Here is a 14,536-nt window from a genome sequence, read left to right on the forward strand (position 1 = left end):
CTGTCGGGCTGCCAACAGACAGACAGCTCCGCACCCATGATGTCGCCCCCCGACGGCACCGCCGCGCTTTCCACTGCCACTGCCACTGCCGCGCGCCTGCTGCGCGAGGCCACCGCGCAGCAGCACCTGGCCGTCGAACAGCTGCCGCCGATGCGCGCGCTGATGCACGGTGCCTTGTCCGTGGACGACTACATCCAGGTGCTGCGCCGCCATCACGCCGTTCTCGCCGGCTGGGAACGGCGCGAATCGGACTGGCTGCACGCCAGCGGCGACGCCGACTGGCGCTACCAGCCGCGCACGCCGCTGCTGGAACAGGACCTGGCCGCGCTGCGGGCGGCGCCGCCGCTGCCGTCGCAGGCGCCGCCGGCGCAGGCCAGCGGCCATCGCTGGGGCATGCTGTACGTGGTCGAAGGCTCGCGCCTGGGCGGGCGGGTGATCGCCCGGCAGTTGCGGCAGACCTTGCCCGACATCGCGCCGGCGCTGGCCTACTTCGAACTCGGCCACGCCGATCCGGCCTGCTGGCGGCGTTTCCAGCAGCGCCTGGAGCAGGCCCTGCCGACCCCGGCGTTGCGCCAGGCCGCGGTCGACGGCGCCCGCGCGATGTTCGCGCACTTCCATACCCACTTCGCCCTGGAGACCGCTGCATGAGCGATACCGTCGCGCCCCTGGACATGGACGCCTGCGCGCGCGAGCCGATCCATATTCCCGGATCGATCCAGCCGCATGGTGCGCTGCTGGTGATCGAACCCGGCGACGGCCGCATCGTGCAGGCCAGCACCAGCGCCGCCGACCTGCTCGGCGTGGCGCTGGCCGAGCTGATCGGGCAACGCTACGACGCGGTGCTGACGCTGCAGGACCCGCGCGTGTCGGCGGATGCCGCCGAGCGCACCCAGCTGGCCTACGTCGAGGTCGGCTTCCCGCGCCGCGCCACCGTCCCGCGGCAGCGCTGGGTCGGCGCCTGGCACCTGTACCCGGAGCAGTGGCTGCTGGAACTGGAGCCGCGCGATGCGCCGCTGGCCGACGCCACCTTGCGCGAGGCCTTGCCGCTGCTGCGCCGGCTCGAGACCGACAACAGCATCGACGAGGCCTGCCAGCGCGCGGCCAAGAGCCTGCGCACCCTGATCGGCTACGACCGGGTGATGATCTACCGCTTCGACGACGAGTGGAACGGCGACGTGGTGGCCGAGGCGCGCGCGCCCGAGCTGGAGTCCTACCTGGGCCTGCACTATCCGGCCACCGATATCCCGGCGCAGGCGCGCACGCTGTACCTGCGCAACCGCGTGCGCCAGATCGCCGACGTCGGCTACATCCCTTCGCCGATCGAGCCGGTCCTGCATCCGCGGCTGCACGCCCCGGTGGACCTGAGCGACGTCAGCCTGCGCAGCGTCTCCCCGGTCCACCTGGAATACCTGGCCAACATGGGCGTCACCGCCACCCTGGTGGCCTCGATCGTGGTCAACGACGCGCTGTGGGGCCTGATCGCCTGCCACCACTACCGCCCGTACTTCTGCAACCACGAGATGCGCGACGTCACCGATGCGGTCAGCCGCGCCCTGGCCGGGCGCATCGGCGCGCTGACCGCGGTGTCGCGCGCGCGCGTCGAATCGGTGCTGCTGACCGTGCGCGAGAAGCTGATCACCAACTTCAACGAAGCCGAGACTCTGACCGCGGACATGCTCGACGAGATGGCCTCGGACCTGCTCGACGTGGTCGATGCCGATGGCGTGGCGGTGTTCCATGGCGACCACGTCACCCGCCACGGCACGGTGCCGTCCGCCGCCGAACTGGCGCGGATCCGCGAGCAGATCGAGGCCAGCCACCACGAGGCGCTGCGCCACGACGCGGTCGGCGCGCTGCATACCGACCAGATCGGCGAGACCTTCCCGGAACTGGCCGACCTGGCGCCCGCCGCGGCCGGCTTCATCTTCGTGCCGCTGATGCCGCAGGCGCGCAGCGCGCTGCTGTGGACCCGCCGCGAACAGGTGCGCACGGTCAACTGGGCCGGCAACCCGCAGCTGTCCAAGCTGCAGGACATTCCCAACTCGCGCCTGTCGCCGCGCAAGAGCTTCGACCTGTGGCAGGAAACCGTGCGCGGCCGCGCGCGGCCGTGGTCGCCGCTGAGCCTGGAGTCGGCGCGCAGCCTGCGGGTGCTGATCGAGCTGATGGAACGCAAGCGCTTCCAGCAGGATTTCGCGCTGCTGGAGGCCTCGTTGTCGCGGTTGCGCGAACCGGTGGCGATCATCGAGCGCGGCAGCGAGGGCCGCCCCAGCCGGCTGGCGTTCGTCAACGATGCCTTCGCGGTGCTGTACCAGCGCGAGATCGCCGACCTGATCGGTTGCGAACTGGACCAGCTGTACGCCAGCGATGCCGCGCCGGCCGAAATCCAGCGCATCGCCACCTTGCTGCGGCAGGGACGCGCCGCCTACGTGACCTTGCCGCTGCGCGTGGAAGCCGCCGCGCCGCTGCATCGCCAGTTCGATTTCGAACCGTTGCCGAGCCCGTCCGGCGTGTCCACGCACTGGCTGCTGCAGCTGCGCGACCCGCGCTGAGGCAGGCCGTGGCGGCCACGCGCGCTCAGCGCGTGCGCCGCCACAGCAGCGAGGTCGCCGCACCGGCCAGCAGGCCCCAGAACGCGGCGCCGATGCCGAACAGCGACAGCCCCGACGCGGTGACCAGGAAGGTGATCAGCGCCGGCTCGCGTTCGCCCTCGTCCTTCAGCGCCATCGCCAGGCTGTTGCCGATGGTGCCGAACAGCGCGATGCCGGCGATCGCCATCACCAGTTCCTTCGGGAACGCGGCGAACAGCGCCGCCACGGTCGCCCCGAACAGGCCGATCAGCAGATAGAACAGGCCGGCGAACACCGCCGCCATGTAGCGCCGCTGCGGGTCCTCCTGCGCTTCGCGGCCCATGCAGATCGCCGCGGTGATCGCCGCCAGGTTCAGGCCATAGGCGCCGAACGGCGCCAGCAGCGTATTGACCACGCCGATCCAGCCGATCGTCGGCGAGATCGGCACCGCGTAGCCGGAGGCGCGGATCACCGCCACGCCGGGCAGGTTCTGCGAGGCCATCGTCACCACGAACAGCGGCAGGGCGATGCCGAACAGCGCCTGCCACGACAGCGTCGGCCACACGAACACCGGCCGCGCCAGGCTCAGCTGCGCGGTCTCCAGGTGCAGCGTGCCGCTGCCGGCGGCGATCGCGATGCCCACCGCCAGCGTCGCGATCACCGCATAGCGCGGAAACGCGCGGCGCCCCAGCAGATAGACCGCGAACATCGCCAGCGCCATGCCCAGCCGGCTCTGCATCGCCACGAACACGTCCAGGCCGAAGCGCAGCAGCACCCCGGCCAGCATCGCCGAGGCCAGCGATACCGGAATGCGCCGGATCATCCGCTCGAACACGCCGGAGAACCCGGCCGCGGTGCCCAGCAGCGCGGCCAGCACGAACGCGCCGATCGCATCGGACAGCGGCAGGCCGCCGCCGCTGCTGATCAGCATCGCCGCGCCGGGCGTGGACCAGGCCGTCACCACCGGCATCCGGTAGCGCAGCGACAGGCCGATGCAGGTGACGCCCATGCCCAGCCCCAGCGCCCACATCCACGAGGCGATCTCCGCCTGCGACGCGCCCAGCGTGCGCGCGGCCTGGAACACGATCACCGCCGAACTGGCGAAGCCGACCAGGATGGTGACGAAGCCGGCGACCAGCGCCGGCAGCGAGGCGTCGCGCCATAGGGAGCGTCCAGCGGTGGAGGGCATTGCGGGATCCTGCAGGGAGGGCGAGCCTGCATTCTCGGCGAAGCGGCCGCCTGCGGCAGCAGCAAATGGCCGCAACGTCGGTGCGCCGGCAACGCGCACGCGCGTTCCATCGAGAGGGAACGCCGCCAAGAAGCGCGCGCCACGCGGCCCGCGCATGCCGGCGGCAAGAAAGCGGTTGACGTTTTTTTCTGGCCCGGTAGACTGCGCGGCCCGCTACGCAGCTGCCGATCTTCGGCGCGACAGAAGCAGAACGGGACCGGAAACACCTAGCGAACATCGGGTGTTGACGGCGTGAAAAAAACGGCTAATATGGCCGGCTCGCTTCGGCGAAAAACCTCAGGGTTCTTCACAAGAAGCGGCGTCAAGCTCCTGATAAATCAGGGTATTGACGGCAACAAAAAAGCCGCTATGATGGGCGGCTCGGTTCGGCAGAAAGCCTTCGGGTTTGAGCGGAACCGGCGTCAACCACCTCGAAACGAGGTGTTGACGGCAAGAAAAAGTCCGCTATAATGGGCGGCTCGCTACGACGGAAACGTCGGGGTGAAAAGGGAAAGGCGCTGAGGCCGGCCCCGAGGTTCTTTGACAGTGTGCGCAGGTAACTTGTGAGGGCGCCTGCAGGTGGAAGTATGTCCATCTTGCAGACGTTCGAATCAAGAGCAACAAATCAATTGCTAAGCAAGCGATACGTAAGCTTGGTTTGAACTCTGCATATCAAAGTATTGACCTTCGGGTCTGTAATTTTAAGTGAAGAGTTTGATCCTGGCTCAGAGTGAACGCTGGCGGCAGGCCTAACACATGCAAGTCGAACGGCAGCACAGTGGTAGCAATACCATGGGTGGCGAGTGGCGGACGGGTGAGGAATACATCGGAATCTACCTTTTCGTGGGGGATAACGTAGGGAAACTTACGCTAATACCGCATACGACCTTAGGGTGAAAGCGGAGGACCTTCGGGCTTCGCGCGGATAGATGAGCCGATGTCGGATTAGCTAGTTGGCGGGGTAAAGGCCCACCAAGGCGACGATCCGTAGCTGGTCTGAGAGGATGATCAGCCACACTGGAACTGAGACACGGTCCAGACTCCTACGGGAGGCAGCAGTGGGGAATATTGGACAATGGGCGCAAGCCTGATCCAGCCATGCCGCGTGGGTGAAGAAGGCCTTCGGGTTGTAAAGCCCTTTTGTTGGGAAAGAAAAGCAGTCGGTTAATACCCGATTGTTCTGACGGTACCCAAAGAATAAGCACCGGCTAACTTCGTGCCAGCAGCCGCGGTAATACGAAGGGTGCAAGCGTTACTCGGAATTACTGGGCGTAAAGCGTGCGTAGGTGGTTGTTTAAGTCCGTTGTGAAAGCCCTGGGCTCAACCTGGGAATTGCAGTGGATACTGGGCAACTAGAGTGTGGTAGAGGATGGCGGAATTCCCGGTGTAGCAGTGAAATGCGTAGAGATCGGGAGGAACATCTGTGGCGAAGGCGGCCATCTGGACCAACACTGACACTGAGGCACGAAAGCGTGGGGAGCAAACAGGATTAGATACCCTGGTAGTCCACGCCCTAAACGATGCGAACTGGATGTTGGGTGCAACTTGGCACGCAGTATCGAAGCTAACGCGTTAAGTTCGCCGCCTGGGGAGTACGGTCGCAAGACTGAAACTCAAAGGAATTGACGGGGGCCCGCACAAGCGGTGGAGTATGTGGTTTAATTCGATGCAACGCGAAGAACCTTACCTGGTCTTGACATCCACGGAACTTTCCAGAGATGGATTGGTGCCTTCGGGAACCGTGAGACAGGTGCTGCATGGCTGTCGTCAGCTCGTGTCGTGAGATGTTGGGTTAAGTCCCGCAACGAGCGCAACCCTTGTCCTTAGTTGCCAGCACGTAATGGTGGGAACTCTAAGGAGACCGCCGGTGACAAACCGGAGGAAGGTGGGGATGACGTCAAGTCATCATGGCCCTTACGACCAGGGCTACACACGTACTACAATGGTGAGGACAGAGGGCTGCAAACTCGCGAGAGTGAGCCAATCCCAGAAACCTCATCTCAGTCCGGATTGGAGTCTGCAACTCGACTCCATGAAGTCGGAATCGCTAGTAATCGCAGATCAGCATTGCTGCGGTGAATACGTTCCCGGGCCTTGTACACACCGCCCGTCACACCATGGGAGTTTGTTGCACCAGAAGCAGGTAGCTTAACCTTCGGGAGGGCGCTTGCCACGGTGTGGCCGATGACTGGGGTGAAGTCGTAACAAGGTAGCCGTATCGGAAGGTGCGGCTGGATCACCTCCTTTTGAGCATGACAGCTACGCCTGTCAGGCGTCCTCACAAGTCACCTGCATTCAGAGAGTTCCGCCACAGGGCGGGGCACCCCGATTTCGGGGCCATAGCTCAGCTGGGAGAGCACCTGCTTTGCAAGCAGGGGGTCGTCGGTTCGATCCCGACTGGCTCCACCACTGACGAAGACTTTGGGTCTGTAGCTCAGGTGGTTAGAGCGCACCCCTGATAAGGGTGAGGTCGGTGGTTCGAGTCCTCCCAGACCCACCACTCTGAATGTATAAGCACACTAAGAATTTAACTGCGCCAGCATTGAGGCTGGGGCGTGTTCTTTTAAAATTTGTGACGTAGCGAGCGTTTGAGATCAACTATCTCGACGTGTCGTTGTGGCTAAGGCGGGGACTTCGAGTCCCTAGAAATTGAGTCGTTATAGTTCGCGTCCGGGCTTTGTACCCCCGGACTCAGCATAGCCTCGAGGCAACTTGAGGTTATATGGTCAAGCGAATAAGCGCACACGGTGGATGCCTTGGCGGTCAGAGGCGATGAAGGACGTGGCAGCCTGCGAAAAGTGTCGGGGAGCTGGCAACAAGCTTTGATCCGGCAATGTCCGAATGGGGAAACCCACTGCTTCGGCAGTATCCTGCAGTGAATACATAGCTGCTGGAAGCGAACCCGGTGAACTGAAATATCTAAGTAACCGGAGGAAAAGAAATCAACCGAGATTCCCTAAGTAGTGACGAGCGAACGGGGACTAGCCCTTAAGCTGGTATGGTTCTAGAAAAACAACCTGGAAAGGTTGGCCATAGAAGGTGATAGCCCTGTATTTAAAAGGGCCATTCCAGTGAAGACGAGTAGGGCGGGGCACGTGAAACCCTGTCTGAACATGGGGGGACCATCCTCCAAGGCTAAATACTCCTGACCGACCGATAGTGAACCAGTACCGTGAGGGAAAGGCGAAAAGAACCCCGGAGAGGGGAGTGAAATAGATCCTGAAACCGTGTGCGTACAAGCAGTAGGAGCTCGCAAGAGTGACTGCGTACCTTTTGTATAATGGGTCAGCGACTTACTGTTCGTGGCAAGCTTAACCGTATAGGGGAGGCGAAGGGAAACCGAGTCTGATAAGGGCGCATAGTCGCGGGCAGTAGACCCGAAACCGGGTGATCTAGTCATGCCCAGGGTGAAGGTCAGGTAACACTGACTGGAGGCCCGAACCCACTCCCGTTGCAAAGGTAGGGGATGAGGTGTGATTAGGAGTGAAAAGCTAATCGAACCCGGAGATAGCTGGTTCTCCTCGAAAGCTATTTAGGTAGCGCCTCGGACGAATACTGCTGGGGGTAGAGCACTGTTATGGCTAGGGGGTCATCGCGACTTACCAAACCATTGCAAACTCCGAATACCAGTACGTACTATCCGGGAGACACACGGCGGGTGCTAACGTCCGTCGTGAAAAGGGAAACAACCCAGACCCACAGCTAAGGTCCCAAATTCACTGCTAAGTGGAAAACGATGTGGAAAGGCACAGACAGCCAGGAGGTTGGCTTAGAAGCAGCCACCCTTTAAAGAAAGCGTAATAGCTCACTGGTCGAGTCGGTCTGCGCGGAAGATTTAACGGGGCTAAGCAGTGAACCGAAGCTTGGGGTGCATCGCGATAAGCGATGCGCGGTAGAGGAGCGTTCCGTAAGCCTGCGAAGGTGGATTGAGAAGTCCGCTGGAGGTATCGGAAGTGCGAATGCTGACATGAGTAACGATAATGCGGGTGAAAAACCCGCACGCCGAAAGCCCAAGGTTTCCTTGCGCAACGTTAATCGGCGCAGGGTGAGTCGGCCCCTAAGGCGAGGGCGAAAGCCGTAGTCGATGGGAAGCAGGTTAATATTCCTGCACCTCGCGTAAGTGCGATGGAGGGACGGAGAAGGTTAGGTGTACCGGGCGTTGGTTGTCCCGGGGAAAGGCGGTAGGTTTGGATCTTTGGCAAATCCGGGATCCTTTAAGACCGAGCACCGAGACGAGTCTTTTAGACGAAGTCACTGATACCACGCTTCCAGGAAAAGCTCCTAAGCTTCAGCTTACGCAGACCGTACCGTAAACCGACACAGGTGGGTAGGATGAGAATTCTCAGGCGCTTGAGAGAACTCGGGTGAAGGAACTAGGCAACATGGCACCGTAACTTCGGGAGAAGGTGCACCCTTTTTGGTGGCTCATGCGAGCTATAGCTGAAGAGGGTCGCAGAAACCAGGCCGCTGCGACTGTTTATCAAAAACACAGCACTCTGCAAACACGAAAGTGGACGTATAGGGTGTGACGCCTGCCCGGTGCTGGAAGGTTAATTGATGGGGTCAGCCGCAAGGCGAAGCTCTTGATCGAAGCCCCAGTAAACGGCGGCCGTAACTATAACGGTCCTAAGGTAGCGAAATTCCTTGTCGGGTAAGTTCCGACCTGCACGAATGGCGTAACGACAGCGGCGCTGTCTCCACCCGAGACTCAGTGAAATTGAAATCGCTGTGAAGATGCAGCGTTCCCGTGGCAAGACGGAAAGACCCCGTGAACCTTTACTATAGCTTTACACTGAACGTTGAGTTCGTCTGTGTAGGATAGGTGGGAGGCTATGAAACTGTGGCGCTAGCTGCAGTGGAGCCATCCTTGAAATACCACCCTGTCGTGCTTGACGTTCTAACCTAGGTCCGTAATCCGGATCGGGGACCGTGTATGGTGGGTAGTTTGACTGGGGCGGTCTCCTCCTAAAGAGTAACGGAGGAGCACGAAGGTACGCTCAGCGCGGTCGGACATCGCGCACTGTGTGCAAAGGCATAAGCGTGCTTGACTGCAAGATCGACGGATCAAGCAGGTACGAAAGTAGGTCTTAGTGATCCGGTGGTTCTGTATGGAAGGGCCATCGCTCAACGGATAAAAGGTACTCCGGGGATAACAGGCTGATACCGCCCAAGAGTTCATATCGACGGCGGTGTTTGGCACCTCGATGTCGGCTCATCACATCCTGGGGCTGTAGTCGGTCCCAAGGGTATGGCTGTTCGCCATTTAAAGTGGTACGCGAGCTGGGTTCAGAACGTCGTGAGACAGTTCGGTCCCTATCTGCCATGGGCGTTGGAAGTTTGAGAGGGGCTGCTCCTAGTACGAGAGGACCGGAGTGGACGAACCTCTGGTGTTCCGGTTGTCACGCCAGTGGCATTGCCGGGTAGCTATGTTCGGAAGCGATAACCGCTGAAAGCATCTAAGCGGGAAGCGCGCCTCAAGATGAGACTTCCCGGGGCACAAGCCCCCTTAAGGAACCATGTAGACTACGTGGTTGATAGGTCAGGTGTGTAAGTGCAGCAATGCATTGAGCTAACTGATACTAATGATCCGTGCGGCTTGACCATATAACCTCAAGGTGCTTCCAAGCATCCCTTAGCACGACACACGTCGATAGCTATCCAAACGCTCGCTACGTCACACCCTATGAGAGGCTGGCGCCCAATGCCGTCCTTCCCACACCGCACCTCCGTGCGCTGTTCGAAGACGCATCGCGGCGACACTCCAACCGTCTCCCTGGTGAAATTAGCGCTGTGGAACCACCCGATCCCATCCCGAACTCGGAAGTGAAACGCAGCTGCGCCGATGGTAGTGTGGCTCAAGCCATGCGAGAGTAGGTCATCGCCAGGGGCTTTACCCCAAATCCCCGTCCGCAAGGACGGGGATTTTTTATTGCGCCCGACAAACGCAACACACCACCACCTCAGTCCTCCTGCGCGCTCACCACGCTGCCGTCGCCCGGATCCGCCCGCAGTTCCACCCGCTGGCCCGTCGACGTGCGCGCCTGCGCTTCCCACAGCCCCTCTTCGTAGTGCACGTCGTGCACCTGCGTGTACCCCGACGCCGTCAGCGCCGCCGTCACCTCTGAAGCGCTCAGCTTCGACGGCGCGCCTTCCGCGTACACACGGCCTCCGCGCGGGCCCACTCGCACCTCCCCGCGCTTGCCGTCACCGCTGGTGGCTTCGGTCTTCCAGAGACCGTCTTCGAATTTGAGCTTGTCCAGCTTGGTATAGCCTTGTTCGCTCAGCAGCGACTTCACCTGCGACTGGGTCAGCGCTGCGCCGCCATGGGCCGGCGCTTGCGCGTGTGCGCTGCCGGCTGCCAGCGCGAGCGACAGCGCCATCCCCAGCAGCGGCCGGGACAGGATCCTGTTGGTGTCGTTCATGACGTCCTCCGTTTGAGCAGAGGGGCCATGCTCCCAACGCAGGGTTCTGCAGCAGGTGAATATGCCCGCGTTCGGTTCAGCTTGCGCCGCAACGGTCAGCGATCGGCATCCAGCAACCAGATCTCGACCCGCTCGTTGCGGGCCTTGGCCGAGCCGTCTTCGCCGCCGACCAGGGGCCGCGCCGCGCCCAGTCCGCGCGCACGCTTGACCACGATGCCGCGCTGGGTCAGGTAGGCCGCGACCACGTCGGCGCGGTCGTTGCTGGCGATGGTCGGATACAGGCGGTTGGCCGTGTCCGGCGTGGCGAAGCCGATGACGCCCAGGGCGCGGCCGCGCATCGCGGGCTGCTGCATGAAGGCGATCAGCCGCTCCAGGTCCTGCGCGCTGCGCGCTTCGAACATCGAATTCAGCGATTGCAGGCTGAAGCGCAGTGTCGTGGTCAGGCGTTGCGCGCCGGCGGCTGCCTGCAGGTAGGCATCGCCCTGGTGGGTGCCGGCGTTGGCCTGCGTCTGCCGGGTCGGATCGGGCGCGATGTGCATCGGGATCGGCCCGAGCCGGCGCACCACCTGCTGCGCCTGCGGACCGACCACGTACAGCGCCAGGCTGCGGCCGAGCGCCGACATCATCTGCCCGCCGTACACGCTGTAGCGCTGCACCAGCGGATAGTCCTCGCCGCGGACGTTGGCCGGCGTAGGCGCCACGGCGACGCCGCCGTCGGCGATGGGCAGCGCACGGGTGCCGGGCGGGAGCGGCGTGCTCAACCCGACGACCGCCAGCGCCGCCGGGTGCCCGACCACCGCCTGCGCCGCCTCGACCAGGCTGGGATGGATGCGCTGCGACGCCGCCTGCGCCGCAGCCGGCAGCGACAGGCGTTCGCGCAGGAAATCGCCCAGCCCGCTGCGTTCGGCGTTGCGCTGCACCTCGATCGGCAGGTCGGCGCCGCCGAGTTGCGACCAGCGCGTCAGCCGGCCGCCGAGAATGTCGCGCAGCTGCGCGACGCTGAGCGCGGCCAGCGGATTGTCGGCGGCGACCAGCACGCGCGCGCCATCCAGGGCGACGACGAAGTTCTGGTCCGGCGAGGACAGATCGCCAAGCTGCCAGGCGGCATCGCGTTCGCGCGCATCGGGCGCGCGCGCCAGCATCGCCAGTTCGGCGTCGCCGCGGATCAGATCGGCGAAGCCGGCGCCCGAACCGGCGCTGCCGATCTCGACCACCAGCGGTGCGTCGTCGCGCAGCGCGGAGATCTCCAGCGTCGCCGCATCGACGCGGCGGCGCTGGATCTGCCGGTAGCCGATGCTCTGCAGCCAGGATTCGACCAGCGCCGGCATCAGCCGTGCGCCGATGCTGTTGGAGCCGTGCACGCGCAGGCGTTCGGCCTGCTGCGCGGTGGCGGACGGAATGGCGCACAGTGCCGCGGCACCGGCCAACAGCAGGCGCAAGATGAAACGGAACATCGGATCCCCCCAGGATCTGGACAGGCCGCAGTGTTGGCGACCGCCGTGACATGGCAGTGACTGTGAGCGCGGTCACGCGAGGGAGGGATGGCAGCGGCGGCGCATGCGCTGCGTTGGCTTGGCATCCAGCGCTTTGGCGCGTAGCTCACCCTGTGCCGTCATGCCCGCTGACGTGCGTGCCCACAGCGAGCGGATGCGGGAGGAAGCCGCATGCGCGACCGCCGACGCCGAACGCGGCGCGCACACGAACCCGACAGCGAGCGACTGCGCGATCCGCGATGCAAGTGGCCAGCCCAGGAGGATGGCGGTGATACCAGCGGCAAAAGCGTGCGATTCGGCGGATGCGCGCGTGGAAGCTCAGGCATGGCCGCCACAGCGCCATCGGCGATGCTGGTCGCGGCGCCCACGGCACGAGCCTGTCGCGGACTGCAGGACGGGCTTCAGCCCCGACCGCTTCCGAGCCGGAACGTGCGCCGCTGCGCGCGTCGCGGTTGGAGCCGATCACGCGCGGGAACTCCGCCTGGCTGACTGTCCGCCCAGGTTCGAGGCGGCCGAGCGAAGTACGCCGCAGCCACCATGCGGCACCGACCGCTCAGCCCGGCGTCGCCGCCCGTTTTGCCGCAGCCTGCGCCCAGCGCGCGGCGACCAGCGGCGAGGTGATGCAGACCGCGTGGTCGGTCACCGTGGTCACCGCGCGTTCCAGCAGCTGGATGTCCGCCTCGTGCTGGCGCGCCACGTGCGGATCCTCGAAGAAGATCGCGCGTTGGCAGCGCTTTTCCAGCACGCGGTCGGCGATCTGCGCGTCGCCGCCCATCGGTCCGCTCTGGTAGCGGTGCACCCAGTCCTGTCCCTGCGGCCAGCCGCGGCTCCAGGCCAGTTCGTTGAGGCGCTGGCCGGTGGTGCCGGTGGCCACGCGCTGCTCGAAACGCGACAACAGGTCGAAATGCTCGCTGGCGAAGGCCAGCATCTGCGGCTTCATCGCATCGTGCGCGATCAGCGCCAGGGTGTGCCGCTCCAGGGCATGCAGGTCGTCGGCGCCGGCGTCCGCCGCCAGTCCGGCGTGCACGCGCTCCATCTCGATCCAGTCGCGGGCGCTGGCCACGGTGGAGATGAAGGGCTTGCCGTGGATCACGCATTGGCGCTTGAGCGCGATGGCCTCGGGAAAGATCGACGAGGGATCGACCGGATCGATGAAGTAGATCGCCCCGTCGAGGGTGCGCTCGGCGCCTTCCAGGCCCACCACTTCGGCGACCAGCTTCATCAGCCCGCCCTCGCGGCCGAACGGATAGCGCTTGAGCGGTGCATAGCCGGACAGCCAGCCGGCGCGCGCGATCGCCTCGTGGGTACGGCCGACGGCGTGCAGGCCCAACTGCAGTTCGCGGATGCCGGCTTCGCAGGCGCGCAGCCAGCGGAACAGGGCGGCGTCCTTGCCCTGGTGGTGCAGTCGGTTGGCGGCCAGGCCCAGGCGCATACGTCGATCCGTGCGGAGAAGGGATCACAGTCTGCGCCGGATCGCGGTACGGACTCAATCGCCCGTGGTCATCACCAGCGGCAGGTCCACCGAGCCACCGCCCGCTCCCTCAATCCCCAATCCCCAATCCCGGCTACTCCACCATCTGCTTCGCCCGCGCCGACAGCACGCTCATCTGCGGCTTGTCGGTGCCGTCCTTGTTCGGCTGCAGATTGAACGCGTAATCGGTCTTCCACCAGGCGCCGGCGGCCCACGCGGTCCAGCCCAGCCACACGTCGGCGTTGTCGTGCACGTAGCCGAGCATGTCGTCCAGCGCCGCCATGCAGGTGGCGTTGCTGCTCGCGCCGAATTCGCCGAGGAAGCCCTTGTAGCCGTTGGCACGCAGCCAGTCGGTGAAGCCCTGCAGTTTCTCCGAGCCGATGGTGGCGCTGACGCAGTCGGCACTGGTGCCGCTGTAGTCCTGGTCCAGGTACTGGTGGACTTCGAACACCAGGTTTTCGACCGGATCCTCGATCGTCACCAGCGATTGTGCGTTGGAGACGCCGTACCAGCTGCTGTTCCAGCTGTGCGCGCCGGTGAACGCGGTGCCCGGCACCAGGATCAGGTTGTAGGCGCCGGCGTCGCGGATCGCGTCGATCGCCAGTTGCGCGGTCGCGGCCCAGTCGCCGGAGGACATGCCGTTGGGCTCGTTCATCAGCCCGAAGATCACCGTGTCGTCGTTGCCGAATTCGATGGCCAGGCGCCGCCACAGGTCGGCCAGCACGCTGGCCGGCGTGCCGTCGCTGCCGAGGCGCACGCCGTTGTACTTGGCGTAGTTGTGCACGTCCAGGATCACGCGCAGCCCGTGGCTCTTGGCGCGGCTCACCGCGGTGCGCAGATAGCCGAGCTGGACGGCATCGAGTTCGCCGTTGGCGCTGGGCTGCAGGCGCTCCCACAGGAACGGCAGGCGCACGATGTTCATGCCCTGCGCGGCGACGTAGGCGTAGTCGCTGTCGGCCGCATACATGTAGTCCTTGTAGGCCACGCCGGGCTTCTTGGCGGAGTTGAATTCCGCGCCGGCCAGATTGACGCCGGCGTAGCGCAACGGCTCCTGCGCGACGGCGGCGGCGGTGCAGGCGGCCAGCGCCAGGCACAGCGATCCGCGCAGCAGCCAGCGCGAGGGTGCAATGGAAGGGGGAATGCGTTGCATGGGATTGCCTCGTGGGGAAGGACGAACGGACGTTGCCGCCGCAATGTGTGGCGACCGTCGTCCTGATCCGTTGCAACCGGCATGCCAGAACGGATGCCGCTTCCCTCCACGATGCGGTGCGCGCGTGGCGCAGGTGTGTCGGCAGATGCTGCGGCGTTGCATCGCGCGTCGCGATCGGTTGCGCCGCCGCGCTTCGCGTAGCGAC

General features: G+C 64.2%; 7 protein-coding genes, 2 tRNA genes and 3 rRNA genes. 7 read left to right on the top strand and 5 right to left on the bottom strand.

Annotation, left to right across the window (positions count from 1 at the left end; genetic code table 11):
• The first annotated feature begins 36 nt into the window (after positions 1–36).
• On the top strand, positions 37–648 hold the full coding sequence (locus AB3X10_RS00865; RefSeq protein ID WP_369978246.1) for a biliverdin-producing heme oxygenase: 612 nt from the start codon (positions 37–39) through the stop codon (positions 646–648).
• Positions 645–2,549 (top strand): bacteriophytochrome BphP, encoded by a 1,905-nt coding sequence (bphP, locus tag AB3X10_RS00870; RefSeq protein ID WP_369978248.1) that lies wholly within the window; start codon positions 645–647, stop codon positions 2,547–2,549. Before AB3X10_RS00865 ends, bphP begins: the two co-directional genes overlap by 4 nt.
• A gap of 25 nt (positions 2,550–2,574) precedes the next feature.
• On the opposite strand, the gene AB3X10_RS00875 is transcribed toward bphP, so the two are convergent.
• Positions 2,575–3,756: a benzoate/H(+) symporter BenE family transporter gene (locus AB3X10_RS00875; protein WP_369978250.1), complete on the bottom strand. Its 1,182-nt coding sequence runs from the start codon at positions 3,754–3,756 to the stop codon at positions 2,575–2,577.
• Between the two features lie 741 nt (positions 3,757–4,497).
• Here AB3X10_RS00875 and AB3X10_RS00880 point away from each other — a divergent pair.
• The 5 genes from AB3X10_RS00880 (at position 4,498) to rrf (ending at position 9,682) form a co-directional block, all read left to right on the top strand.
• Positions 4,498–6,042 (top strand): 16S ribosomal RNA (locus AB3X10_RS00880).
• An 86-nt stretch (positions 6,043–6,128) separates the two neighbouring features.
• Positions 6,129–6,204, top strand: a tRNA-Ala gene (locus AB3X10_RS00885).
• 14 nt (positions 6,205–6,218) lie between these two features.
• A tRNA-Ile gene (locus tag AB3X10_RS00890) sits at positions 6,219–6,295 on the top strand.
• 224 nt (positions 6,296–6,519) lie between these two features.
• Positions 6,520–9,399, top strand: a 23S ribosomal RNA gene (locus AB3X10_RS00895).
• Positions 9,400–9,567: 168 nt separating this feature from the next.
• Positions 9,568–9,682 (top strand): 5S ribosomal RNA (gene rrf, locus AB3X10_RS00900).
• The 16S, 23S and 5S rRNA genes sit together here with 2 tRNA genes alongside, the layout of an rRNA operon.
• A 73-nt stretch (positions 9,683–9,755) precedes the next feature.
• Here the strand turns inward: rrf and AB3X10_RS00905 are convergent.
• The 4 genes from AB3X10_RS00905 to AB3X10_RS00920 form a co-directional block, all read right to left on the bottom strand.
• Positions 9,756–10,217 (bottom strand): PepSY domain-containing protein, encoded by a 462-nt coding sequence (locus AB3X10_RS00905; protein WP_369978252.1) that lies wholly within the window; start codon positions 10,215–10,217, stop codon positions 9,756–9,758.
• Between the two features lie 95 nt (positions 10,218–10,312).
• Positions 10,313–11,671, bottom strand: coding sequence for a substrate-binding domain-containing protein (locus AB3X10_RS00910; RefSeq protein WP_369978254.1), 1,359 nt, complete (start codon positions 11,669–11,671; stop codon positions 10,313–10,315).
• Positions 11,672–12,263: 592 nt separating this feature from the next.
• Positions 12,264–13,142, bottom strand: coding sequence for a methylglyoxal synthase (locus AB3X10_RS00915; protein ID WP_369978256.1), 879 nt, complete (start codon positions 13,140–13,142; stop codon positions 12,264–12,266).
• Positions 13,143–13,275: 133 nt separating this feature from the next.
• Positions 13,276–14,331 carry a glycoside hydrolase family 5 protein gene (locus AB3X10_RS00920; RefSeq protein WP_369978258.1) on the bottom strand — a complete coding sequence of 352 codons (1,056 nt, stop codon included), beginning with the start codon at positions 14,329–14,331 and terminating at the stop codon, positions 13,276–13,278.
• Positions 14,332–14,536: the final 205 nt, after the last annotated feature.

Source organism: Xanthomonas sp. DAR 80977 (assembly GCF_041240605.1).
GTDB lineage: Bacteria > Pseudomonadota > Gammaproteobacteria > Xanthomonadales > Xanthomonadaceae > Xanthomonas_A > Xanthomonas_A bundabergensis.

Excerpts from the sequence above, each read along its gene's own strand:
- bphP (WP_369978248.1), top strand. The coding sequence starts at position 645 with ATGAGCGATACCGTCGCGCCCCTGGACATGGACGCCTGCGCGCGCGAG.
- AB3X10_RS00920 (WP_369978258.1), bottom strand. The coding sequence starts at position 14,331 with ATGCAACGCATTCCCCCTTCCATTGCACCCTCGCGCTGGCTGCTGCGC.
- AB3X10_RS00905 (WP_369978252.1), bottom strand. The coding sequence starts at position 10,217 with ATGAACGACACCAACAGGATCCTGTCCCGGCCGCTGCTGGGGATGGCG.
- AB3X10_RS00875 (WP_369978250.1), bottom strand. The coding sequence starts at position 3,756 with ATGCCCTCCACCGCTGGACGCTCCCTATGGCGCGACGCCTCGCTGCCG.
- AB3X10_RS00865 (WP_369978246.1), top strand. The coding sequence starts at position 37 with ATGATGTCGCCCCCCGACGGCACCGCCGCGCTTTCCACTGCCACTGCC.
- AB3X10_RS00915 (WP_369978256.1), bottom strand. The coding sequence starts at position 13,142 with ATGCGCCTGGGCCTGGCCGCCAACCGACTGCACCACCAGGGCAAGGAC.
- AB3X10_RS00910 (WP_369978254.1), bottom strand. The coding sequence starts at position 11,671 with ATGTTCCGTTTCATCTTGCGCCTGCTGTTGGCCGGTGCCGCGGCACTG.